The following is a 23,248-nucleotide window of genomic DNA, read 5'->3' as shown; positions in this document are numbered from 1 at the left end:
CCCTACCGCCGGTGCTCCGGCGCCGGCCCCTCGTAGCGCGGCAGGCCGTCGTCGGGCAGCTTCTCCCACACCGCCGCCGTCTCCACCCGCTGGTGGTACTGCGGCCGGATCCCGGGATCGCCGTCGATCGTGCCCATGCGCACCGAGAACCAGTCCGGATAGTCGGGATGCCAGGACCACAGCGCGCCGCCGCAGTCGCTGCAGAAGGACTTCATGAAGCCGCCGTCGCCGGGGTCGTAGTCGCGGACGGAGCGGCCGCCGGAGACGAGCCTGAAGGCCCCGGGCGCGACGCGGGCGGAGGCCGCGGCGGCGGTGCCGGTGCGGCGCCGGCAGCGGGTGCAGTGGCAGTAGCCGGCCGACACGAGCGGCTCGGAGATCTCGTACCGGACGGTTCCACAGAGACAGCCGCCGGTGATGGGGAGAGCGGACATGTGGGCAAGCATCCCACCCCACCCGATCGAGCGGGCCGATGCCGGACTGCGGCGGGTCCGCCGGCCACCTGGCTAGGATCAGACGTTCCGCTCGGCCGCGGACTCCCTCCCCATGACTTCCCCAAACACTGCCCAACGCGAGGGGCCGTGCCCCTACCATCAGCGATTTCCCACTAGAGTGGTGGAGAACTGATGTCCGCTTCCACCGCCGCCACGGTCGAGTTCGACCACGCCGCCAAGCAGTACCCGGGCACCGCCGAGTACGCGATCCAGGACCTCAGCCTGGAGGTCCCCGCGGGCAAGCTCACGATCTTCATCGGGCCCTCGGGCTCGGGCAAGACCACCGCGATGCGGCTGGTCAACCGCATGATCGACCTGTCCGGCGGCGACGTGCGCGTGGACGGCGTCTCGGTCCGCGACCGCTCCCCCGCCGAGCTGCGCCGCGGCATCGGCTACGCGATCCAGCAGATCGGCCTGTTCCCGCACCAGACCGTCGCCGAGAACGTCGCCACGGTCCCCAAGCTGATCGGCTGGGACGACGCGCGCGTCAAGCGGCGCGTCGCCGAGCTGCTGGAGCTCGTCGGCCTGGAGGCGTCGATGGCCAAGCGCTACCCCGCGCAGCTCTCGGGCGGCCAGCGCCAGCGCGTCGGCGTGGCCCGCGCCCTGGCCGCCGACCCGCCGCTGCTGCTGATGGATGAGCCGTTCGGCGCGATCGACCCGATCACCCGCGGCCGCCTGCAGGAGGAGTTCCGCCGTCTGCAGACGGACCTCGGCAAGACCGTGATCTTCGTCACGCACGACATCGACGAAGCGCTCAAGCTCGGTGACCAGATCGCGGTGCTCAAGCCCGGCGGCGTGCTCGCCCAGTACGCGACGGCCGAGGAGCTCGTGCGCTCGCCCGCCGACGAGTTCGTCGAGGAGTTCGTCGGCGCCGACCGCATGATCGCCCGCCTGGAGTGGCTGACCGAGGTCCGGGGGCGCATGGCATGAGCCTCGCCGCGGCGGTCGGCATCGTCGCCCAGGTCCAGATCCACGAGCGCGACAGCGGCCACCTGTCCTGCGTGCAGCGCAACGGCATCTGCCCGTCGTGGATCGCCTCCCACCTCGACGACTACCTCTCGCCGCTGTGGCGCCACATCGAGCTGACGCTGGCCTCGGTCGCGCTGGGCTTCGCGATCGCCTTCGCGCTCGCGCTCGTCGCCCACCGCCGTCGCTGGCTGAACGGCCCGATCGTCGGGATCGCGGGCATCCTGTACACGATCCCGTCGCTGGCGGCCTTCGCGATCCTGATCCCGCTGCTCGGCTTCGGGTTCGTCACCGCGCTGCTGCCGCTCACCGCCTACACCCTGCTGATCCTGTTCCGCAACATCATGGCGGGCCTGGACAACGTGCCCGCCGAGGCCAAGGACGCCGCGCTGGGCATGGGCTTCACCGAGAGGCAGCTGCTGTGGCACGTCGAGCTGCCGCTGGCGCTGCCGGAGATCTTCGCCGGGCTGCGGATCGCGACGACCACGACCGTCGGCCTCGCCGCGCTGGCCTTCTACGCGGGCGCGGGCGGCCTCGGCCAGTCGATCCTGTCCGACATCGCGTTCAAGTCCAACATCCTGGTCGCCGGCCTGTTCTGCGTGGCCCTGGCCTTCGTCCTCGACCTGGCGCTGCTGCTCGCGCAGCGCCTGCTGCTGCCCTGGCAGCGCGTGAAGGTGGCGACGTGAAGGACGCGATCGACTACCTGCTGCACTCGCGCGAGTCGCTGGGCGGTGGCCTGAAGGTCGGCGGCAGCCACCTGTGGCCGCTGCTCTGGACGCACCTGAAGGTGACGTTCGAGGCGATCCTCGTCGCCTGCCTGCTGACGCTGCCGCTCGCGCTGTGGCTCGGCCACAAGGGCCGCGGCCAGCTCGCCGCGTCGACGGTCGCCAACGTCGGGCGCGCCGTGCCGTCCTTCGCCGTGCTGGTCTTCGCCAGCGCCTACATCGGCCTCAACACCACCAACCTGGTGTTCGCCATGGTGCTGCTGGCGATCCCGCCGATCTTCACCAACACCTACGTCGGCGTCCGCCAGGTCGACCGCGACGTCGTCGACGCCGCCCGCGGCATGGGCCTCGCCGAGCGCCAGCTCGCGCTCAAGGTCGAGCTGCCGTTGGCGCTGCCGCTGATCTTCGGCGGCATCCGCACGTCGGTCGTCAACGTCCTGGCGACCGCCACGCTCGGCCCCTACGTCGGCGTCGACACGCTCGGCGTGCCGATCATCAACGCCAACGTCCACGGTGACGCCGGCCGCCTCGGCACCGCGATGCTGATCGCGCTGCTGGCCATCGCCGCGGAGGTGACGTTCGCCGCGCTGCAGCGCGCCGTCACGCCCCGCGGGCTCAAGCTCTCCCACGATCCCACCACCCCCAGTAGGAGGAACCGACGCATGCGACCCCGCAGCGTTCTCGCCCTGCTCGCCCTCGCGCTGACCCTCGGGTTGGCCGCGTGCGGCAGCGACGACAGCAGCAGCGACTCCGGCAGCTCCAAGAGCGCCGGTGCCGCGGCCTCCACCACGAGCACCCCGGCCGCCGACTCGAAGGTCATCACCAAGAACGCCGACAACGCGAGCAAGCCGACGATCACGATCGGCTCGAAGAACTTCACCGAGGAGTTCATCCTCGGCGAGATCTACGCGCAGGCCCTCCAGGCCGCCGGCTACAAGGTCAAGAAGCAGCTCAACCTCGGCTCCGAGCAGGTCGCGCTGAAGGCCCTGAGCTCCGGTCGCGTCGACGCCTACCCCGAGTACACGGGCACGATCCTCACCAGCTTCTGCAAGGTGAAGGACAAGGACGTCTCGCACGACCCCAAGCAGGCCTACGAGCAGTCCAAGGCGTGCATGGAGAAGAAGGGCATCACGGCCTACGACCCGACGCCGTTCACGGACTCCAACGGGTTCGCGGTCACGCAGGCGACGGCCAAGAAGCTCGGCGGCATCACGAAGCTGAGCGAGCTGAAGGGCAAGGCGCAGGACCTGCGCGTCTCCGGCCCGCCGGAGTGCCAGCAGCGCACCGACTGCCTCCTGGGCCTCGAGCAGACCTACGGGCTGAAGTTCAAGAAGTTCGTGTCGATCGACATCGCCAAGCGCCACGAGGTCATCAAGGACGGCCAGACCGACGTCGGCGAGGTCTTCACGACCGACGGCCAGATCAAGGCCGACAACCTGGTCCTGCTGCAGGACGACCAGCAGCTGTTCCCGCCCTACAACGCGTCGCTGCTGGCCGAGACCAAGGTCGCCGACGCCTCCGGGCCGGACTTCGCCAAGACCATCAACACGGTCACGGCGGGCCTGACGCTGCCGGTCATGCAGGAGCTGAACTCCCGCGTCGACCTCGACAAGGAGACGCCCAAGCAGGTGGCGTCGGAGTACCTGAAGGAGGCGGGCTACCTCCAGTAGCCCCGCCGCCTCGCGCGGCGTGCGTCGCGGTCCGGTGCCCTAGCGGGCCCGGACCGTGATGTTGCCCATCTTGGTCAGGGCGGCGATCCGCTGCGGCGCGAGGTCGTCGCGGATCACGCCCTCGACCTTGACCTTGCCCGACTCGGTGGTCGCGTCCACGCGGTAGGGCCCGTACGGCACGGTGACGCGGACGTCGCCGCCGTCGCTCTCGGCCTCGGTGCGCGCCGGCTCGCCGAACAGGTCGAGCGAGACGTTGCCGCCCTGGCTCGTGGCCCGGACCACGACCGGCTCCAGGCGATGGGTGCGGATGTCGCCGCGGTCGGTGCTGACCTCGGTGCGGCCGCTGAGCCCGCGCAGGTCGATGTTGCCCTGATGGGCGGAGATCGTGACGTCCACCTCGGGCGGCGCGTCGAGCGTCAGGTCGCTGCGGCAGCGCAGGACCGCGGTCAGCCCGCCGCACTTGGTCTTGATCGTCAGCACGCCGTTGGCGTAGCGCTCGCTGGTCGACGGCCGGTTGAGCGTCCACGCCTCCCGGCGCTGGACGATGACGTCGCCGGTCAGGCCGGCCCGGACCGCGACGTCGCCGATGTCGGCGTCGATCACGATCTTGCGCACCGGGTTGGTGATGGTCGCGCGCGCCTGGTCGGTCCGGTGAAGCGCCTCCGAGATGCCGAACGCGGCCCCGCTCAGCACGAGCAGGCCCAGCGCGGCCAGGATGACGAGCCTCACGGTCGACACGGGCGCAACGCTAGAGCGGACGAACAGCATTCGTGGTACGGCCACCACCCCTTCTCGCATCCCCACTGCAGGGTTCCCCCGGTTTGGGGATGCGCTGGAAATGCGCCCAATTCGTGCCAGTAAGACACGCGCTTTCCCCGAACATCACGAATCGGGGTAGGTAAGCGTCTCCAGGCGACCGACGTACGGCCGGTCGCCGCACCACGGGGAGTTTCCAAGTGAGGTTCCACGCTCTCTGCCGGCGATCGGCGCTCGGCGCCACGCTGGCGACCGTCGCGGTGCTCGCGCCCGCCGCGGCCCAGGCCGCGCCGCAGCAGCAGGCACCCGGCGTCCCGCAGCTGAAGTGGACGGACTGCGACGACGGCTTCCAGTGCGCGACCGCGACGGTCCCGCTGGACTACACCAAGCCCAACAAGGGCACCTACCAGGTCGCGCTGATCAAGAAGCCGGCCACCGGGCCCGGCACGCGGCTCGGGTCGCTGTTCACCAACCCGGGCGGTCCCGGCGCGTCCGGGGTCGACTTCGTCCGCGGAACGGCGGACTCGCTCTACGCGACGCTCAACGCGCAGTACGACATCGTGGGGTTCGACCCGCGCGGCACCGGCGCCAGCCAGGCCGCGATCGACTGCCAGGTCAACCAGGAGACCGACGGCATCTACTCGATCCCCTTCGCGACGCCGGACACCGATCCCAACGTCCTCCGGTCCAAGGACAACAAGTACGTCCGGAGGTGCGTCAACAAGAACCACGCGATCCTGCCCTACGTGACGACCGGCAACGTCGCCCGCGACCTCGACCTGCTGCGCCAGGCCGTCGGCGACCAGAAGCTCAACTACCTGGGCTTCTCCTACGGCACGTTCCTCGGGGCGACCTACGCGTCGCTGTTCCCGGGCAAGCTCGGCCGCGTCGTGCTCGACGGCCCGGTCGATGCCGACACCTACATCAACCACCCCAGCAAGGACCTCCAGGCGCAGAACGGCGCCTTCGAGCGTGAGCTGGAGCGGTTCTTCCAGGCGTGCGCGGCCGATCAAGCCGACTGCCTGGGCTTCGGCGGCGGCGACCCGCACCAGGCCTTCGACGACCTCGTCGCGCAGGCCAACGCCCATCCGATCCCGGCGCCGCGCTTCACGCCCGACCCGCGGCCGGTGACCGGCGACGACATCCTCAACGCCACGATCTACAACCTGTACGCCAAGCAGTACTGGCCGTACATCGCGCAGGACCTGGCCGAGGCGGCCGCCGGCGACGGCTCGCTGGTCCGCCTGGACAGCGACGGCGCGTTCGGCAACAACTTCGACGGCACGTTCGACCCCGGCAACGACCGGTACTTCCTGATCGGCGCCGCGGAGCAGAAGTACAACACCAACCTGGATCACTACCTCCGGTTGGGGAAGGCCTCCTACGACACGTTCGACCACTTCTGGTTCAACCAGGGCTACGTCGAGCTGAACTACGGGATCTACAACCAGTGGGGCATCGCCCCCAACGGCCGCTTCGCCGGGCCGTTCAAGATCCCCAACAACGCGTCGACGCCGCTCGTGGTCGCCACGACCTACGACCCGGCGACGCCGTACCGCGGCGCCAAGGCGCTGGTCAAGGACCTCGGCAACGCGCGGCTGCTGACGATGCGCGGCGACGGGCACACCGCCTACGGCGGCAACTCGGACTGCATCGACGGCGCGGTCGACGCCTACCTGCTGTCCGGCACGCTGCCGGCCGACGGGACCGCCTGCGACCAGGACGTCCCGTTCGTCCAGCCGCAGCAGGCGACGGCGCAGGCCCTCGCCTCGCCGCTGAAGGCCCAGAGCCCGGCCGTGCCGACGCTGGACGGCCGCCCGCGGATCACGACCGACCACGGCAAGCCGCTGGTGCTGGCGCCGTAGGCGGCGTCGGATCGGCGACGCGTCACGCGCCCGGGCCGTTCGCGGTCCGGGCGCGGCGCCGTCAGGCCTTGAGGTGGTCCGGGTTGGACCGCTTGCGCTGCTGCTGGACGCCCGGGAAGACCGCGTTGTACTGGCGGAACAGCGACTTGTAGTTGTCGGGGTTCCGGTAGGTCTTCTTCTGGAAGCCGTCGGGCAGCTCGTCCAGCTCGGCGACGCCGGCCCAGCCGTCGGGCAGCGCCAGCGCGTAGTAGGGGTGCTCGCGCGGCAGGCCGCGGGCGACGATCACCGTGATCGGCAGCCCGAGGGCGCGGGCGGCGTAGACGCGGTGCAGGCCGTCGGCGACGACGTCGACGGTGCGGCCGTCGGGCTCGTGGGACTCCTCGACGATCGGCGGGATCACCGGGATGCGGTCGCCGTCGATCGTGACGTAGGCGCCGCCGCCGCTCAGCGCGAGCGGGTCGAGGCCGTGCGGCGCCAGCGCGGCGCGGAGGTCGTGCATCGTCCGGACGCCGTCGCGCAGGACGTAGCGCTGCGGCGGCGCGAGCGTCTCGGGGTCGACGGACTCGATCGACAGCTCCGCCTCCGCGTAGGGCGCGACGTCCGGGAAGCCGCGCAGGCGCACGTCCCGGAGGCCGGCCAGCAGCTCGTCGGCGCCGAAGCGCTCGACCGACCCGACGTTCACAGCCGCGCCTCGTGGCGGCGCAGCTCGCCGCCCAGCCAGAGCGCGTGCGACACCAGGCTCACGGCCATGTCGGCCGCGACCTCGTGCATGATCGTCTCTGCCCGTCGCGCGCGGTAGGTCTTCACCAGGAGGCCCTCGTAGCGGTGCTCGGCGACCAGCTCGCCGGCGGCGTCGTCGATCGACACCACGAAGTAGCCGTGCGGATCCTCGCGCATCGAGGACTTGCCCGCGGCGCGGTCGCGGTCGTCATCCCGCAACCACCGGGATTCGAGGTCGCGCGCCAGCGCGAAGCGGCTGTCGGCGGGGTTGATCCCCAGCGCGTGGCTGACGACCGTGATCGGGCCGGGCGCCAGGCCGAGCGCGTCGCCGACGTGGCACTGCACGGCCATCAACCCGTACACGTTCTGCACCCACGCGGTCAGCAGGTTGTGGGCGCGGTAGGTCGCGGTCAGCGTGAGCCGGCCGTCCTCCGCGATCCGCAGCCAGATCGTGGTCAGGCACGGCGTGGCCGCGCCCGGGCCGGCGTGGAGGTCGATCGCGTCGTCCCAGAGCGAGATGTAGGCCCTGCGCGACGTCGGCTCGCGCGCGAGCAGCGCGGTCGCCTCGGCCAGCGTGTCGATCGTGTGCCCGCGCAGGCGATGGCCATAGGTGTAGGCCACGCCGTCGGGCGGCGAGGGGTCGAGGATGCGCCGCTGGTAGGCGCGCAGGTCCTCGGCACGAAGGCCGAAGTGCTCCAGCGCCGCGGGCGCGTCGTCGGCCGGCTCGGCCACCACGGCCTTGACGTTGAGCAGCTCCAGCCGCGTGCCGTCGCCGACGCCGACCTCGCTCCCGAAGCGCAGCGTGCGGACGACCAGCTCCTCCCAGACGTCGAGCGGGCGCCGCCGGACGACCTGATGGGCGAGCACGTCGGAGGGCTGCCGGCGGCGGTCGCCGGCGTCGGCGTCCAGCTCGATCCGCACGCGCGGCGGCAGCGTCGCGGGATCGGCGCGCGGGAGATCGCGCAGCAGCGCCCGCAGCGCGTCCGGCAGCCCGGGCGCGCTCAGGCGCCCGAGGTGGTGGAAGCTCAGGTGCTCGCGCAGCCGTCGGTCGTCGAACGCCGCGTCGGCCGGGAAGACGCGGCCCGTCCCGGGGATCCGGCGCACCGGCCGGCCGAGGATCGCGTCGTCCTCCAGGCCGTCGGCGAAGAAGACCTCGAGGTCGTCGGTGGTCGACGGCCCGGCCTGCGTGCCCAACGCGATCAGGTGGCGCACCTGCGGGTTGTGCAACAGGTTGCACAGCAGGGCGTACATGCCGTCGCCGTACAGGTTGCCGATCGCGGCGACGCGGCTGGCCGTCGGATCCAGGATCGCCGGGTCGACCTCCTCCAGCTTGCGCCGCGCGGCCTCCCACGGCGACCACAGCGTGATCACGCCGACGTCGCCGCGTGGGTTGACGAGGCGCAGGCGGTCGGCGTGGTGGAGCGCGTCGAACGTCAGGTCCGCCACGCGGCGCAGCGTACTCAGACGCTGAACCGCGAGTACCGCTCGGCCACCGCGGCGGGCAGCCGCGCGACCACGTGGACGCCCTCGGCGGTGTCCTCGCGGTGCAGGTCGCCGGCGACGTCGTGCAGCTCGGCCAGGCGACCGCCCTCGGAGTAGGGCAGCATCAGCTCGACGGACTTCAGCGTGCGGGCGAAGGCCTGCTCGATGGCGTCGCGGAGGTCGTCGAAGCCCTCCTGCGTCATCGCCGAGACCATGATCGCGTCGGGGTGGCGGTGGCGCAGCTCGCGGCGCTGCTCGGGGTCGAGCTGGTCGATCTTGTTGAGGACCAGCAGGCGCGGGCGCTCGCCGGCGCCGATCTCCTCCAGCGTGTCCTCGACCGCGCGCATCATGCCGAGGCGGTCCTCCTCCTCGGCGCTGGAGTCCACCACGTGCAGGACGAGGTCGGCGCGCGTCGTCTCCTCCAGCGTCGCGCCGAACGCGTCGACGAGCTGGTGGGGCAGCTTGCGGATGAACCCGACGGTGTCGGTCAGCAGGTACGGGCGGCCGTCGATCTGCAGCTGGCGCGTCGTCGGGTCCAAGGTGTGGAACAACCGGTTGCGGACGCCGACCTCGGCGCCGGTCATGGCGTTCAACAACGTGGACTTGCCGGCGTTGGTGTAGCCGGCGAGCGCGATCTGCGGCAGGTGCGCGCGCTCGCGCTCGGCGCGCTGGACCGCGCGCGTGGACTTCACGTGCTCCAGCCGGCGGCGCAGCGCGGCGATCCGGTCGCGCGCCAGGCGGCGGTCGGTCTCGATCTGCGACTCGCCCGGGCCACGCGTCGCGAAGCCGCCCGACGACACGCCGCCGAGACGCTCCAGGTGCGTCCACAGGCCGCGCATGCGGGCCAGGTTGTACTCCAACTGCGCCAGCTCGACCTGGAGCTTGCCCTCGGCGGTGTTGGCGTGCGAGGCGAAGATGTCGAGGATCGTCGCGGTCCGGTCGACCACGCTCAGCCCCAGCTCCTTCTCCAGGTTGCGCTCCTGGCGCGGGCTCAGCTCGTCGTCGCAGACGACGACGTTGGCGTCGGCGGCCTTGGCGGCGACTTTGACCTCCTCCAGCTTGCCCGGGCCGAGGTAGGTGTTGGGGTGCGGCTTGTCGCGGTGCTGGACGGCCTGCCCGACGACGGCGACGCCCGCCGTGCGCAGCAGCTCGCGCAGCTCGGCGAGGTCGTCCCCGTCCTCGAGCGCGGCGATGAGATAGGCGCGCTGCTTGGCGCGCCCGGTCGTGCCGTTCGGCGACGATCCGTTGCCCCGCGTCGGCGCCGTGCGTCCGTTGCGACTGCGTTCCATGTGTCACCTGAGTCTAGGTGCTGCGGGATGCGGAGCGAGCTTGTTCCTCTTCTCGACGATGCACCGGAATGGCGCCTCACCTAACGGCGTAGCAGCTAGTCAGAACTGGGTCAGGACCTGGACGGATGAGGGAGGCTGCCTGGGCACCCCGGGAGTACCGTCGAGACGACCCCAGGAGGTGGGCGCCGATGACGGTGTCGGAAGTGACCGGACGACCAGAGGACTGGATCCGCATCGGAGCCGCTGCCGCGGCCCTGGGCGTGAGCGTCGACACGCTGCGGCGTTGGGAGCGCGACGGGCGCATCGCGTTCGAGCGCCGCGGCCAGCAGCGCTACCTACGCGCCGACGCGCTCGCGTCGCTGCTGCGCGAGCGGGCGCGCGAGGGGCGCTCCAGCGCACGCAACCGCCTCTCGGGCATCGTCCTCGGCGTGCGCCGCGACGGCGTCATGGCGCAGATCGACATGGCCTGCGGGCCGTACCGGATCGTGTCGCTGATGTCGCGCGAGGCGGCCGACGACCTCGGCATCAAGCCGGGCGACCAGGCCGTCGCGCTGATCAAGTCGACGACGGTCGTGGTGGAGAAGCGCTGAGCAGCGCTGCGCGGCGCGGCACCGGCAGCTTGTCGTAGCGGTCGGCCAGCCGCGCCACGGGCAGGACGATCACGCCCTCGCGCGGGTCCCCCACCCAGCCGCCGACGCCGGTCGCCAGCGTGTAGGCGGCGTAGGCCGCGGCGGTCGCGTCCAGCTCGTCGAGCGTCCGCTGCCAGAGCCCGCCGTCGTCGTCGGTCACGCCCTTCAGCCGCAGCGCCGCGATCCGCTGCTGCAGGCCGTGCGGCGTGCGCTTGGCGGGCGGCCGGTGGCCGAGCAGCGCGCAGAACACCGCGTCGGGGTAGGTCTCGGCGACGCGGCCGAGCCGCAGCGCGCCGTCGCCGACCGGGCCCTCGTAGACGTCGCCCATCGTCGCGTCGGGCCGGAACAGCTCCAGCTGGCCCAGCTCGGCGAACAGGTCGAAGCCGTGCCGCATCCAGCCCTGCCAGCGCGTCAGCGCCTGGTCGGCGGCCGGGACCGGGTAGAGCGGCAGCCGCCTGCGATAGAGGATCGCGTCGCAGACCCGCATCGACTCGTAGCGCCCGTCGGGCAGGCCGAGCCGCGCGCGCAGCGGCGCGCCCGCCGTCAGCAGGTCCAGCCGCGGGCCCGACGGCGCGTCGATCGCGACGACCGCCTCGCCGCCGAAGGACAGCACGGTCCGCGCGACGTCGGCGACCGTGCCCGGCGCGTAGAACGTCGCGACCAGCTCGGTCCCGTCCGGCCCGCGCCGCTCGTGCAGCGTGACGAGCTGCTGCGCGGCCGGCTTGGCGCTGATGTCAATGCCGCAGTAGCGCATGGGGCGCTGGAGTGTCCTCGGTCGTGTGTGGGCGCTAGAGCGGGCCGCAATAGCAGCCGCGGTACCGCACCGTGCCGCCAACCTAGCGGGCGTCCGGATCGATAGCGTGGCGGCCTCGATGCCCGATCTCGCCGACCGCCTCGCCGATCGCGTCCTGGAGCTGGTCGACGTCCCGTCCGAGTCCCACTCGGAGGCCGAGGCGGTGGCCTACGTGCTCGACCGGGTGCCGGGCGCGCGCGACGCGGGCGACACCTGCGTGCTGGCCGGCGTCACCGAGAGGCGCGAGCGTCCGCTCGTCCTCTTCGCCGGCCACCTCGACACCGTCCCCGCGCAGGGCAACTTCCCCGGCCACCGCTCCGAGGACGGCGCGGTCGTCCACGGCCTGGGCAGCGCCGACATGAAGGCCGGCGTCGGCGTCATGGTCGAGCTGGCGCGCGCGGAGCTGGACGCGAGCGTCGACGTCGGCTTCGTCTTCTTCGGCCGCGAGGAGCTGCCCTTCGGCGACAGCGCGCTGACGCCGCTGCTGGCGCGCGAGCCCGGCCTGGCGACCGCCGACCTGGCGATCGTGATGGAGCCGACGTCCAACGAGATCCACGCCGGCTGCGTCGGGAACATCAACGCGACGTGGACGTTCCGCGGCGTCGCGGGCCACAGCGCGCGCCCGTGGCTGGCCGACAACGCGATCCACCGGGCCGGGCGCGGGATCGCCGCGCTGGCCGAGCTGGAGCCGGTCGACCACGAGTTCGCGGGGCTCGTCTTCCGCGAGGTCGTCAGCGCGGTCACCGTCCACGGCGGCGTCGCGCGCAACGTCGTGCCCGACGCGTGCGTCGTGGAGGTCAACATGCGCTACGCGCCCGGCACGAGCGCCGCGGAGGCCGAGGCCAAGCTGCGCGCGCTGTGCGAGCCCCACGGCGAGCTGCGCGTCGACGGCAACGCGCCGTCGGGCGCGGTGCCGGACGTTGGCCATGCCCTTGTGTCGAAGCTCGTGGCGGCGGGCGACGGGCTGACCGTCGCGCCCAAGCAGGCCTGGACGCCGGTGGCCGAGCTGGCCGCGGTCGGCGTCGACGCCATCAACTTCGGTCCGGGCGCGCCGCGCTTCGCGCACCGCCGCGACGAGCAGGTCGAGGTCGCGGCGCTGGTCGAGTCCTACACGATCCTGGAGCGCTTCCTGTGCGGCTGAACCCGGTCCTCGACGCGCTCGGCACCTACCCCTTCGTCCGCCTGGACGAGGCCAAGGCCGCGGCGGTCGCGCGCGGGATCGAGCTGATCGACTTCGGGATCGGCGAGCCGCGCGAGGAGACGCCGGCGTTCATCCGCGAGGCCTTGGCCGCGTCGCTGGCGCCGGTGTCGACCTACCCGAAGGCCGACGGGCTGCCCGCGCTGCGCGAGGCCGTCGCGCGCTGGATCGCCCGCCGCTTCGGCGTCGCGGTCGATCCCTCCACGCAGGTCGTCCCCACGCTGGGGTCCAAGGAGGTCGTGTTCCACCTCGCCGAGGTCCTCGGCGGCGAGGCGGTCGCGGTGACCACGCCCGGCTACCCGGTCGGCGCGCGCGGCGCGCTGTTCGCCGGCCGCGAGGTCGTCGAGCTGCCGCTGGACCCGGCGAGCGGCTGGCTGCCGGACCTCGACGCGCTCGATCCCGCGACGCTGCGCCGCCTCGGGCTGCTGTGGCTCAACTTCCCCAACAACCCGACCGGCGCCGTGGCGCCACCGGAGCTGTTGGAGCGCGCCGCGGCGCTGGCCCGCGAGCACGACTTCGTCCTGGCCTGCGACGAGGCCTACAGCGAGATCTGGCTGGCCGGCGACGCGCCCGTGAGCGCGCTCCAGCTCGAGGACCTCACCAACGTCGTCGCCGTCAACACCTTGTCCAAGCGCTCGTCGATGCCGGGCTATCGCAGCGGCTTCGTCGCGGGCGACCCGACGCTGATCGCCGCGCTCAAGAGGTACCGCCCCAACGTCGGCGTCGCGCCGCAGGAGTTCGTCCAGCTCGCGTCGGTCGCCGCCTGGGACGACGAGCCCCACGTCGAGGCGGTCCGCGCCCGCTACCGCGAGAAGCGCGACCTCCTGTGGCCGGCGCTGCAGGACGCGGGCTTCGCCGACGCCGGCGGCGACGGCACGTTCTTCCTGTGGTTGCGGACCCCTGACGGCGAGGACGAGGAGGCGTGCGCCGTGCGCCTGCTCGAGCACGGCGTCGTCTGCGCGCCCGGCTCGTTCTTCGGCCCGGGCGGCGCCGGGCACGTGCGCTTCGCGCTCGTCCCCACGCCCGAGGCCTGCGCCGAGGCGGCGCGCCGCCTCAAGCCGTAGGACGCCGGACCGCGAGGGCGCTCGTACGAGCGTCCAGTCGCCTGGAAGCCGTATCTTTCCGTACCGATTTCCAGCGTGATGGTCCTGCCTCTTCCTGCCGCGCCGCGCCGATCGCGCCACGCGGTCCCCTTCGCTCCGCCCGCCGAGGGCGAGCCGAAGGTGGCGGTGCGCCGGGCCACGTCGACGGCGGACCACCGTTCCGGCATGACCGGCTGAGGAACGCCGGTGCGGTCCCTCGCCCTCGGACCCCTCCTCGTCGCGCTCGCCGTTCCTGTTGCGGCGGGCGCGGCGGGGTCAGCCACGCCGGCGCCGGCCGACGCCCCGCCGCCCGCCCTCGCGGAGGCCAACATCGCCCGCGTCGTCGCCCCGACCCCGGCGCGGCCGCGGCTGGACGGCCCGGCGACGCGGACGATCGCCGCGGTCGCGCCGCTGGCCCACGGCCAGACGCAGCTGCGGGTCGTCGATCGCCGCGAGCTGGACGGGCGCTGGTTCGTGCGCGTGCTGCTGCCCGAGCGTCCCAACGGCGCGGCCGTGTGGGTCGCCGCCGATCGCGTCGTGCTGCTGCGCACGCGCTGGCACGTCTACGTGGACCGCCGCGCGCGCCGGCTGACGATCACCCGCGGCGGCCGCCCCGTGCGGTCGGCGCGGGTCGTGGTCGGCGCGCCGCGCAGCCCGACGCCCGCGGGCGAGTTCGCGATCTCCGAGCGCGTCGCCCAGCGGTCGGCCGACGAGTTCGTCGGGCCGTGGGTGCTGGCGATCACCGCGTTCTCCGGCACTTACCAGCAGTTCGACGGCGGCCCCGGCCGGGTGGCGATCCACGGCCGCGGCGGCGCGTCGCTGAGCGACCCGCTCGGGACCGCGCGCTCGCACGGGTGCGTGCGCGTGACGAACGCGCTGATCCGGTGGATGGCCCGCCACCTGCAGGCGGGCGTCCCGGTGACGATCCGCTAGGGGTCGCTTTCGGAGCGCGACGACTGGTGTCGTGACACTAGGCGTTGCTGTGCAGCGCGGCGTTCAGGCCGCCCCACGTCCCGGTGCGCGGCAGGACCTCGACCGCGCCGGAGACCGAGTTGCGCCGGAACAGCAGGTTGTCGCTGCCGCTCAGCTCGCGCGCCTTGACGGTCTCGCCCTCGGGCGTGGTGACGACCGTGCCGCCGGTGACGTAGAGGCCGGCTTCGACGACGCAGCCGTCGCCCAGCGAGATGCCGAGCCCGGCGTTGGCGCCCAGCAGGCAGCCGGTCCCGATCGAGATGATGTCCTTGCCGCCGCCGCTGAGCGTGCCCATGATCGAGGCGCCGCCGCCGACGTCGCTGCCGTCGCCGACGACGACGCCCTGGCTGATGCGGCCCTCGACCATCGAGTGGCCGAGCGTGCCCGCGTTGAAGTTCACGAAGCCCTCGTGCATGACCGTCGTGCCGTCGGCCAGGTGCGCGCCGAGGCGGACGCGGCGCGCGTCGGCGATCCGGACGCCGGCGGGCGCGACGTAGTCGGTCATCTGCGGGAACTTGTCCACCGACGTGACGTGCAGCGGGCGGTCCAGCGCGCGGGCGCGCAGGCGGACGGCGGGCAGGTCGGCGGGGTCGACCGGGCCGCGGTTGGTCCACGCGACGTTCGGCAGCACGCCGAAGATCCCGTCCAGGTTGATGGAGTTGGGGGCGGCGAGGCGGTGGCTGAGCAGGTGCAGGCGCAGGTAGGCGTCGTGCGTGTCCCGCGGCGGCGCGGCGAGGTCGGCGATGACGGTCAGGACGGGCGTGACGGTGACGCCGCGCAGGTCGTCGGCGCCGACCGAGCCGGTGAACGCGCCGCCGCCGAGGTCGGTCGCCTCCGCCGGGCCCTTCAGCAGGCGGGTGCCGCTCTCGGGCGCGTTGGCCGGCGCGCCGTCGAGGCCGAGGTGCGGCTCCAGGTAGAAGGTGTCGAGCACCTTGCCGCCGGGGACGGTCGTCGTGGCCAGGCCGACGGCCCAGGCCGGGCCGGAGAGGGGCTGCGTCGTCGTCATCGGGCTGGACGATAGGTCACGCGAGCGCTTCGAGGTCGGCCAGCAGCGCCGCGCTGGCCTCGCCGGCGTAGACCGGGACCGCCCAGCCGGTGAGCGTGAACAGCAGGGACTCGTCGACGTCGACCCGCAGCTCGCCGCCGTCGAGGACGACGGTGACCGGCGTGTCGCCGCCGCGCAGCACGTGGGCGATCGCGGCGCCGGACGCGCCGGTGCCCGACGCGCTCGTCTCCCCCACGCCGCGCTCGAAGATCCGCGCGCGGACGCGGTCGGGCGCCAGCGCGCGGAAGAACGACACGTTGGTGCGGTTGGGGAACGCGGCGTGGTGCTCGATGCCGGGGCCGACCCGGTCGAGTTGTAGGGCTTCGAGCGCGTCGGCGTCCGGCACGTGGATCGCGCACTGCGGGTTGCCGACCTGGACGTGCTGGAAGCGCCACGTCGTCCCGTCCTCGGTGGTCAGCTCGCCGAGGCCGTCGTCGGCGCCGCCCGGGTAGTCGCCGCTGGTCAGGCGCGCGCGGCCCATGTCCAGCGTGCAGGTGCGGTCGTCGTGGATCGTCGGGCGGATCTCGCCGGCGGCGGTCTGGATCGAGAACTGGCGCTGGTCGGTCCAGCCGGCGGCGTGCAGGTACATGACCGCCTCGCGCGCGCCGTTGCCCGACAGCTCGGCCTCGGAGCCGTCGGGGTTGAAGATCCGCAGGCGCGCGACGAAGCCGGGCTCGTCGGCGGGCTCCAGGTGCAGGATCCCGTCGCCGCCGATGCCGAGGTGGTAGTCGCAGATGCGCTGGATGCGCGGCGGCGTCAGCGCGAACGGCAGCGCGTCGCGCTCGATGATGATGTAGTCGTTGCCGAGGGCCTGCCACTTCTGGAAGCGCATCGTGGTGGGACGCTATCCGCCGAGGATCGCGGCCGCGATCTCGTCGGGCTCGCGCCCGGTGGCGTCGATCGGCTCCACGGGCGGCGACGGGAGCTTGCGCAGCCACGTGAGCTGACGGCGCGCGTACTGGCGGGTGCGGGTCTTCATGGCCTCCACGTCGCCCTGGAGCAGCTCGGCGAAGCCCAGGGCCTTGCGGGCGGTCTCGCTCGCGCCCGCGGCCCGCGCGGCCAGGACCTCCTCGCGCGCCCCGGCGGCGACCATCGCGTCGACGCGCGCGTCGATCTGGCGCTTGAGCCGCTCGCGATCGAGCGTGAGCGCGAGCAGGCGCGTCGGGTGGCGCGTGTCGGACGTCCACAGCCGGCTGGCGCGCGGCGGGGCCTCGTCGAGCGCGCCCTGGGCGTCGAGCTCCAGCGCGCGGACGATGCGGTGGCGGTCGCCGGGGTCGATCGCCTTCGCGATCTCGGGCGCGCGGTCGGCCAGGCGCGCGTGCATCACCGCGGCGCCCTGCATCTCCAACTCCTCCATCAACCGCTCGCGCACGCCGGGCGCGGGCGGGGGCTTGAGGTCGAGGTCGGCCAGCGCGGCGCGCAGGTAGAGGCCGGTGCCGCCGACGACGATCGGCGTGCCGCCGTCGTGCAGGATCGCGTCGATCTCGCGGTGGGCGCGCTCCGCGTACTCGGCGACGCTGAAGCGCGCGGTGACCGGCAGGATCGAGATCATGCGGTGCTCGAGCCGCGCCTGCTCGGCCACGTCGGCCGCGCCGGTGAGGACCTCCAGGCCGCGGTAGACCTGCAGCGCGTCGGCGGAGACGGCGACCGGCCGCTCGCCCCGGGCGCGCAGGCGGTCGGCGACGGCCAGGGCGACCGCGGTCTTCCCGACCCCGGTCGGGCCGAAGAGGGCGAGGATCTCGGGCATCGAGCGGACAGTGTCGCGGACCCGCGGGCTGTCCTGGCGTCCCGCCGCCCCGCGGTCCCGCCTTCCGTCCTTCCGCCGTCCCGCCCTTCCGCCCTTCCATCCTTCGGCGCCGCGTGTGCGAGAGTGCCGCGCATGGAGCTCAACGGAACGTCAGTCCTGCTCACCGGTGCCACGGGCGGCATCGGCCACGCGATCGCGCGAGCGGTGCGCGCGGAGGGCGCGTCGCTGCTGCTGACCGGACGGCGGACCGACGTGCTCGAGCCGCTGGCCGCCGAGGTCGGCGGGCGGGCGACGGCGGTCGACCTGTCGGATCGCGCCGCGGTCGATCGGCTGCTGGACGAGGCCGGCGACGTGGACGTCCTGATCGCCAACGCGGCGCTGCCGGCGTCGGGCGACGCGCTGGACTTCCGCGTCGACCAGATCGACCGGGCGCTGGAGGTCAACCTGCGCGCGCCGATCGTCCTGTCGCGCGTGCTCGGCGAGCGGATGGCGGCGCGCGGCCGCGGCCACATCGTGCTGATCTCGTCGCTGAGCGGGAAGTCCGGCCAGGCCGCGTCGTCGATCTACAGCGCGACGAAGTTCGGCCTGCGCGGCTTCGGCCAGGGCCTGCGCGGCGACCTGGCCCCGCGCGGCGTCGGCGTGAGCGTCGTCTTCCCCGGCTTCATCCGCGACGCGGGCATGTTCCACGAGTCGGGCGCGAAGCTGCCCAAGGGCGTCGGCACCTCGACGCCCGAGCAGGTCGCCGCCGCCGTCCTCAAGGCCATCAAGAACGACCGCGGCGAGATCGACGTCGCGCCCGTCGGCATGCGCGCGGGCACCGCCTTCGCCCAGCTCGCGCCCGAGCTGTCGGCGAAGGTCGCCAAGCGGCTCGGGGGCGACAAGGTCGCCGAGCAGCTCGTGAACGGGCAGGCGTCGAAGCGGTAGGCGTTGGCGCGCGGCGCGCGCCACGCTGGGCGCGGCGCGATCGGGGCACGGCGCGTGGCGCGAGCGCGGCGCCCCCAACGCTCAGGCCGCTTCCGCCCGGCGCGTCTCGGCGGCCAGGGCGTGCAGGACCTCCGACGACAGCCGCGCGCCCTCGGTGGGGTCCAGCGGCGAGACGCCGATGCGCACGACGGTCTCGTCGCCGTCGATCTCCTCCAGCGCGACGCGGGGCTTGTCGCGCATCGGGGTCTCGATCGTCTCGCGCAGGAGCGTCTCGATGTCCACCGGCGTGACGCCCGGCCGCAGGCGCGCGCGGAGGTCGATGCCGGCCGGCTCGTGCAGCGGGATGACGGCGACCGCGAGCACGACGTTGTTGGGGACCATGATCTGGTTCTCGCCGTCAGAGAAGGTGGTGTACAACAGGCCGAGCGACGAGACGACGCCGACGATGTGGCCCGCCAGCCCGCCGCCCTGGAGCTGGACGCGATCGCCGACGCGGAACGGCCGCGCGCTCAGCAGCACGAGGCCCGCGAAGAGGTTCCCGAACGTCTGCTGGGCGGCGAGGCCGAGGATGACCGCGGTGAACGCGCCGCCGACGGCGAGCGTCTGCGGGTTCAGCCCCGCGACCCGCAGCGCGACGAGCACCGCGAGGACGATCGTGAAGAACCGCACCAGGAAGCCGACGGTGCCCGCGGTGCCGGGATCGAGCCGGCGAAAGAGCGTCGGGCCGGCGGCGCGGCCGAGGTCGCGCGCGAACTGCCAGCCGAGCGCGACGAGCGCGATCACGGTGGCGACCCGGACCGGCTCGTCGATGCCGAAGATCTGCCGGCGATAGGAGTACACCACCAGGACGCCGGCGATCATCGGCAGCAGGATCAGCGTCTGGATCCGCGCGCGCTTGACCGCGCGGGAGCTCAGTTGCCGGGCCAGTCCTGCCTCTCTCCAAGAGTGGCTGCGGGTCTCCAACAGGCGCTTCATGGGCTCCTTGCGAGGGACTTCGGGACGGGGAATACGAGCGGTCCTTCCACGGTCGGGACGATCCTGCTCGTCTGTGTGATGCCCCTCACACGGTCCGGAAAACGGCGGCATGCGGACAACTCGGTTCGTGGCCGAGCGGTCGGGCGGGCGCCGGCGCGGGCGCTACCGCGTGTCGCGGCGGGCCGAGCGCGCCGGCGCGGTCCGGACGACGTGCGCCCCGGCGCCGACGAGCGCCAGCAGCACGAGGAGCCGCTCGGCGTAGGCGACCGCGTGCGCGCCGGGCCCGAGGCTGAGGCCGGACGAGGCGCCGAGGCTGACCGCCCCCGAGAGGGATTGGCCGACGGTCGCGGCGCCGTTCCCCGTGCCGCGCAGGTCGCCCTCGTCGGCGCAGATCGCGTAGGCGGAGGCGAACGCGAGGACGAACGCGAGCGTCACGGTCCCGGTCAGCGCGATGCGGCCGGTGAACGAGCGCGCGTCGGGCCAGACGATCGCGCTGCCCGCGGCCAGCGCGGCGGCGCCGACGGCCAGGGCGACGATCGACGCCGTCGACACCGAGAGCCTCCAGGGCGCGACGACCGCGACCAGGCCGACGGCGAACAGCGCGTAGGCGCGCAGCTCGTGGACGCCGACGCGCGCGCCACCGTCGCCCGCCGCCGGCGGTGGCGCCACGGCCTGCCGCGCCAGGTCCCGACGCCGGAGCGCCGTCCCGGGCTCGGGCGGACGCGCGACCGTGTGGCGGTGGTCGCGCAGGGACCGCCCCACCGGATCGTGGCCCTCGCGATGGGCGCGCGCGGTCGCGAGCAGGTCGTGGGTCTCGACCCGGCCGGGCGGCGCCGCGTCCCCCTCGGCGGCGAACGGCTCGGTGGCGGCGAGCAGGTCCCGCGGCAGCTCGACGTCGGCGGCCGGGAAGGTGTGGAGGTTGTCGAGCCGCAGGTCCTCGTCCGACAGCTCGCCGAGCGGGTCGTTCAGCTCGTCGGGCAGCGGCGCGGCTGCGTCCAGCGCGGTCGGCGCGTGATGGCGGGTCCCGGCGCCGTCGAAGGTGTCGGGCACCCAGTTGTCCGGGAGCCCGTCGATGTGGATCGCGCGCTCCTCGACGACGAAGCCGAGCCCGAGCAGCGACTCGCCGATCCGCGTCAGCTCGTCCGCGGCCTTTGCGGCGGCGTCCAGGGCTGTGGGAAGATCCTCGACCGGCATGGTGATGTCGAGGCGGTCCGGCTCGCCCGGCCGCTTGTGGACGGTGTGCTGGGACGAGAGCGACGACAGGCCGAGGACGTCGTCGATCACCTCGGACAGGTCCAGCGGACGCGGGAGCCCGGGGATGAAGGCAATGCTGTAGGAAACGGTCAATCGCGCCATGTCTGATCTGTCATAATCTTTGAGCACTAGCGCATACACAGCGGTGTCTTTCTACCAGACCCGCCGCGCTGTTGACCAGCCCTCCCGCGCCGATCTTCAGAACAGGGCCTCCTGGATCGCCGACGGTGGATCGGGCCGGTGCCGCGCGGCCGGCGCGGACCGCGCCCGCGGCCCCATCTGCCGCCGGAACGCCCGGTCGAACGGGCGCTCGTCGGCGGGATCGCGCCGGAACGGGCGTGCCGCCGGCGCGCCGGCGTCGACCAGCAGCCGCGCGATCCGGTCGCGCTCGGGCGTCGGCAGGTACGCGCCGCGCGCGTACAGCTCCTCGTAGCGGTCGACGAGGTCCGGCCGGTAGGAGCGCAGCCACTCCACGAACACGCCGCGCACCTCGCCGCGCAGGTGCAGGCCGATGCCGCCGATGCTCGTGGCGCCCGCGTCGATCGCCGCCTGGACGATCTCCTCGACCTGCTCGGGATCGTCGTTGATCCCCGGCATGAGCGGCGCGACCAGGATGCCCGTCGGGATCCCGTTGCGGTTGAGCTCCGCCACCGCCTCCAGCCGCGCGCGCGGGTTCGGCGTGTGCGGCTCCGACGCCCGCCACGCCCGCTCGTCGATCATCGGGATGCTCAGGCTCGCGCCGATGTCCGTGACCGCCGCGATCTCCTTCAACAACGGCAGGTCGCGCAGCAGCAGCGGCGACTTCGTCAGCACCGAGCACGGGTTGCGGAAGTCGCGCAGCGCCTCCCAGATCCCGGGCATGAGCCGGTAGCGCCCCTCGACCCACTGATACGGGTCGGTGTTCGTGCCCATCGCGATGTGCTCGCCCTTCCACGACGGGCGCTTCAGCTCGGCCCGCAGCACCTCGGGCACGTTGACCTTCACGACGATCTCGCGCTCGAAGTCGCGCCCGGCGTCGAAGTCGAGGTACTTGTGGGTCGGGCGGGCGAAGCAGTACACGCACGCGTGGCTGCATCCGCGGTACGGGTTGATCGTCCAGCGGAACGGCATCCGCGACGACTCCGGGACGCGGTTGAGCGCCGACTTGGCGTGGATCTCGTAGAAGCGGGTCTGGAGGGCCTCGGGCGCGTCGAAGGTGCGAACCGTCGCCGGATCGCGGTAGCCGGGCAGTCGGGCGCCCTCCGCGGCTTCGATCTTCAGGTTGTCCCAGCGCATGCGAACACATGTTCGCATGCGGGGAGGCGGAACGCCAAGCGCGTTACGCCAACGCGCGCGCCAGCAGCGACATCTCGCCCGCCAGCGTCTGCGACGTCGCGCCGACGATCTCCACCGGGACGATCTCGCCGGGCGACGCCAGGCCGGTGAAGTTCACGGTCTTGCCGTGCGCGGAGCGGCCGCGGAGCTTGGAGGGGTCCGTGCGCGACGGGCCCTCCACCAGCACCTCGATCGAGCGGCCGACGAAGCGCTGGGCGCGCTCGTTGGCCCGGCGCTGGACGACCTCGACCAGGCGGTCCATGCGGGCGACCGCGACCTCGTGCGACACGAACTCGTCGACGAGCTCCGCCGCCTCGGTGTCGCGCCGCGGCGAGTAGATGAAGGTGAACGCGCCGTCGAAGCCGACCTCCTCGCAGACCTCCAGGGTCTCCTCGAAGTCCGCCTCGGCCTCCCCCGGGAACCCGACGATGATGTCGGTCGTCAGCGCGATGTCGGGGTTGTGCTCGCGGATGAGCGCGACGCGGTCCAGGAAGCGCTCGCGCGAGTAGGTCCGGCGCATCGCCTTCAGCACGCGCGACGACCCGCTCTGCAGCGGCAGGTGCATGTGCGGCATGACGGACGGCAGCGTCGCGTGCGCGAGCACCACGTCCTCCTTCATGTCCTGCGGGTGCGGCGACGTGTAGCGGATGCGCTTCAGGCCCTCGATCTCGTCCAGCGCGTGCAGCAGCTCGGCGAACGACGAGCGCGCCGACGTGGGCTGGATCGCCCGCCCCCACGCGTTGACGTTCTGCCCCAGCAGCGTGACCTCGACCACGCCGCCGGCGACCATCTCGCGGACCTCGTCGACCAGCTCGTCCAGCGGGCGGTCGACCTGGCGGCCGCGCGTCGACGGCACGATGCAGTACGAGCACTTCATGTTGCACCCGGCCGAGATCTGCACCCAGCCCTGGAAGTCGCGCTCGCGCGCGGCGGGCAGGTGACCGGTGAAGCCCTCGAACTCGAAGAATCCCTGAGCGGTCAAGGAGTCTGACGTCAAGAACTCCGCGAGCTTGTGGACCTGCCCCGGGCCGAACGCCACGTCGACGAACGGGAACTGCCGGAAGACCTCGTCCTTGACCGACTGCGCCCAGCAGCCGCCGACGCCGATCACGACCTCGCCGCGGCGCGCCCGCTTCAGCGCCGCCGCCTGGTGCAGGTAGGCGATGAAGCGCGAGTCGGCCTTCTCGCGGATCGAGCACGTGTTGAAGAGGATGAGGTCGGCGTCGGCCTGATCGGACGCCTCCGCGTACCCCAGCGACCCGAGCATGCCCTTCATGCGCTCGGAGTCGTGCTCGTTCATCTGGCACCCGAAGGTGGTGACGTGGAAGGTCTTGCTGCTCACGGCGGGCCT

21 protein-coding genes and 1 pseudogene are annotated in these 23,248 nt (G+C 72.9%); 9 read left to right on the top strand and 13 right to left on the bottom strand.

The window, feature by feature from the left end:
* Positions 1-2 precede the first annotated feature (2 nt).
* Positions 3-431, bottom strand: coding sequence for a GFA family protein (locus VFG42_RS21000; protein WP_324910761.1), 429 nt, complete (start codon positions 429-431; stop codon positions 3-5).
* Between the two features lie 192 nt (positions 432-623).
* Between VFG42_RS21000 and VFG42_RS20995 the strand changes: the two are divergent.
* The 3 genes and pseudogenes from VFG42_RS20995 to VFG42_RS20985 form a co-directional block, all read left to right on the top strand.
* Positions 624-1,391, top strand: a pseudogene (locus VFG42_RS20995) (ABC transporter ATP-binding protein); the annotation flags it as partial.
* Positions 1,392-1,417: 26 nt separating this feature from the next.
* Complete coding sequence (locus VFG42_RS20990) at positions 1,418-2,143, top strand: ABC transporter permease (protein ID WP_324910759.1); 726 nt, start codon at positions 1,418-1,420, stop codon at positions 2,141-2,143.
* Positions 2,140-3,852 carry a glycine betaine ABC transporter substrate-binding protein gene (locus tag VFG42_RS20985; RefSeq protein WP_324910758.1) on the top strand — a complete coding sequence of 571 codons (1,713 nt, stop codon included), beginning with the start codon at positions 2,140-2,142 and terminating at the stop codon, positions 3,850-3,852. Before VFG42_RS20990 ends, VFG42_RS20985 begins: the two co-directional genes overlap by 4 nt.
* Before the next feature lie 39 nt (positions 3,853-3,891).
* Here VFG42_RS20985 and VFG42_RS20980 read toward each other — a convergent pair whose 3' ends face one another.
* Positions 3,892-4,590 carry a hypothetical protein gene (locus VFG42_RS20980; protein WP_324910757.1) on the bottom strand — a complete coding sequence of 233 codons (699 nt, stop codon included), beginning with the start codon at positions 4,588-4,590 and terminating at the stop codon, positions 3,892-3,894.
* Between the two features lie 218 nt (positions 4,591-4,808).
* On the opposite strand from VFG42_RS20980, the gene VFG42_RS20975 reads away from it, so the two are divergent.
* Positions 4,809-6,473, top strand: a complete 1,665-nt coding sequence (locus VFG42_RS20975; protein ID WP_324910756.1) for an alpha/beta hydrolase — start codon at positions 4,809-4,811, stop codon at positions 6,471-6,473.
* A 61-nt stretch (positions 6,474-6,534) separates the two neighbouring features.
* On the opposite strand, the gene VFG42_RS20970 is transcribed toward VFG42_RS20975, so the two are convergent.
* Genes VFG42_RS20970 through hflX form a run of 3 tightly spaced genes read right to left on the bottom strand, consistent with a single transcriptional unit; the run spans position 6,535 to position 9,964 of the window.
* Complete coding sequence (locus VFG42_RS20970; RefSeq protein ID WP_324910755.1) at positions 6,535-7,155, bottom strand: hypothetical protein; 621 nt, start codon at positions 7,153-7,155, stop codon at positions 6,535-6,537.
* On the bottom strand, positions 7,152-8,639 hold the full coding sequence (locus tag VFG42_RS20965) for a thymidylate synthase (RefSeq protein ID WP_324910754.1): 1,488 nt from the start codon (positions 8,637-8,639) through the stop codon (positions 7,152-7,154). The genes VFG42_RS20970 and VFG42_RS20965 overlap by 4 nt, the downstream gene beginning before the upstream one ends.
* A gap of 14 nt (positions 8,640-8,653) precedes the next feature.
* On the bottom strand, positions 8,654-9,964 hold the full coding sequence (gene hflX / locus VFG42_RS20960; protein ID WP_324910753.1) for a GTPase HflX: 1,311 nt from the start codon (positions 9,962-9,964) through the stop codon (positions 8,654-8,656).
* Positions 9,965-10,167: 203 nt separating this feature from the next.
* On the opposite strand from hflX, the gene VFG42_RS20955 reads away from it, so the two are divergent.
* On the top strand, positions 10,168-10,554 hold the full coding sequence (locus VFG42_RS20955; protein WP_324910752.1) for a TOBE domain-containing protein: 387 nt from the start codon (positions 10,168-10,170) through the stop codon (positions 10,552-10,554).
* Here the strand turns inward: VFG42_RS20955 and VFG42_RS20950 are convergent.
* Complete coding sequence (locus VFG42_RS20950) at positions 10,520-11,347, bottom strand: DUF429 domain-containing protein (protein ID WP_324910751.1); 828 nt, start codon at positions 11,345-11,347, stop codon at positions 10,520-10,522. The genes VFG42_RS20955 and VFG42_RS20950 overlap by 35 nt on opposite strands.
* Before the next feature lie 118 nt (positions 11,348-11,465).
* Between VFG42_RS20950 and dapE the strand changes: the two genes are divergently transcribed.
* The 3 genes from dapE (at position 11,466) to VFG42_RS27560 (ending at position 14,599) form a co-directional block, all read left to right on the top strand.
* Complete coding sequence (gene dapE, locus VFG42_RS20945) at positions 11,466-12,527, top strand: succinyl-diaminopimelate desuccinylase (protein ID WP_324910750.1); 1,062 nt, start codon at positions 11,466-11,468, stop codon at positions 12,525-12,527.
* The gene (locus VFG42_RS20940) at positions 12,518-13,648 is read left to right on the top strand and encodes a pyridoxal phosphate-dependent aminotransferase (protein ID WP_324910749.1); all 1,131 of its coding nucleotides are present in this window, start codon (positions 12,518-12,520) and stop codon (positions 13,646-13,648) included. Before dapE ends, VFG42_RS20940 begins: the two co-directional genes overlap by 10 nt.
* A gap of 225 nt (positions 13,649-13,873) precedes the next feature.
* Entirely contained in the window at positions 13,874-14,599 is a 726-nt protein-coding gene (locus VFG42_RS27560) for a L,D-transpeptidase (protein ID WP_324910748.1), read from the top strand.
* 37 nt (positions 14,600-14,636) lie between these two features.
* Here the strand turns inward: VFG42_RS27560 and dapD are convergent, their stop codons facing one another.
* The 3 genes from dapD to miaA are packed head-to-tail and all read right to left on the bottom strand — an operon-like array spanning position 14,637 to position 17,430.
* Entirely contained in the window at positions 14,637-15,644 is a 1,008-nt protein-coding gene (gene dapD / locus VFG42_RS20930) for a 2,3,4,5-tetrahydropyridine-2,6-dicarboxylate N-succinyltransferase (RefSeq protein WP_324910747.1), read from the bottom strand.
* A 16-nt stretch (positions 15,645-15,660) separates the two neighbouring features.
* Positions 15,661-16,515: a diaminopimelate epimerase gene (dapF, locus tag VFG42_RS20925; protein WP_324910746.1), complete on the bottom strand. Its 855-nt coding sequence runs from the start codon at positions 16,513-16,515 to the stop codon at positions 15,661-15,663.
* 12 nt (positions 16,516-16,527) lie between these two features.
* A complete protein-coding gene (gene miaA / locus VFG42_RS20920; RefSeq protein ID WP_324910745.1) occupies positions 16,528-17,430 on the bottom strand; it encodes a tRNA (adenosine(37)-N6)-dimethylallyltransferase MiaA in 903 nt (300 codons plus the stop codon).
* Positions 17,431-17,562: 132 nt separating this feature from the next.
* Here miaA and VFG42_RS20915 point away from each other — a divergent pair, with 132 nt between their 5' ends.
* Positions 17,563-18,354, top strand: coding sequence for an SDR family NAD(P)-dependent oxidoreductase (locus tag VFG42_RS20915; protein ID WP_324910744.1), 792 nt, complete (start codon positions 17,563-17,565; stop codon positions 18,352-18,354).
* An 81-nt stretch (positions 18,355-18,435) separates the two neighbouring features.
* Here VFG42_RS20915 and VFG42_RS20910 read toward each other — a convergent pair whose 3' ends face one another.
* From VFG42_RS20910 to miaB, 4 genes are all read right to left on the bottom strand, one after another.
* Positions 18,436-19,329: a mechanosensitive ion channel family protein gene (locus VFG42_RS20910; protein ID WP_324910743.1), complete on the bottom strand. Its 894-nt coding sequence runs from the start codon at positions 19,327-19,329 to the stop codon at positions 18,436-18,438.
* Between the two features lie 162 nt (positions 19,330-19,491).
* Positions 19,492-20,685 (bottom strand): hypothetical protein, encoded by a 1,194-nt coding sequence (locus VFG42_RS20905; RefSeq protein WP_324910742.1) that lies wholly within the window; start codon positions 20,683-20,685, stop codon positions 19,492-19,494.
* 96 nt (positions 20,686-20,781) lie between these two features.
* Complete coding sequence (locus tag VFG42_RS20900) at positions 20,782-21,858, bottom strand: radical SAM protein (RefSeq protein WP_324910741.1); 1,077 nt, start codon at positions 21,856-21,858, stop codon at positions 20,782-20,784.
* 43 nt (positions 21,859-21,901) lie between these two features.
* The gene (gene miaB, locus VFG42_RS20895; protein WP_324910740.1) at positions 21,902-23,239 is read right to left on the bottom strand and encodes a tRNA (N6-isopentenyl adenosine(37)-C2)-methylthiotransferase MiaB; all 1,338 of its coding nucleotides are present in this window, start codon (positions 23,237-23,239) and stop codon (positions 21,902-21,904) included.
* Positions 23,240-23,248 lie beyond the last annotated feature (9 nt).

The organism is Baekduia sp. (assembly GCF_035685985.1).
Taxonomy (GTDB): domain Bacteria; phylum Actinomycetota; class Thermoleophilia; order Solirubrobacterales; family Solirubrobacteraceae; genus Baekduia.
The sequence above is the reverse complement of the archived record's forward strand: the minus strand, read 5'-3'. Positions and strand labels throughout refer to the sequence as shown.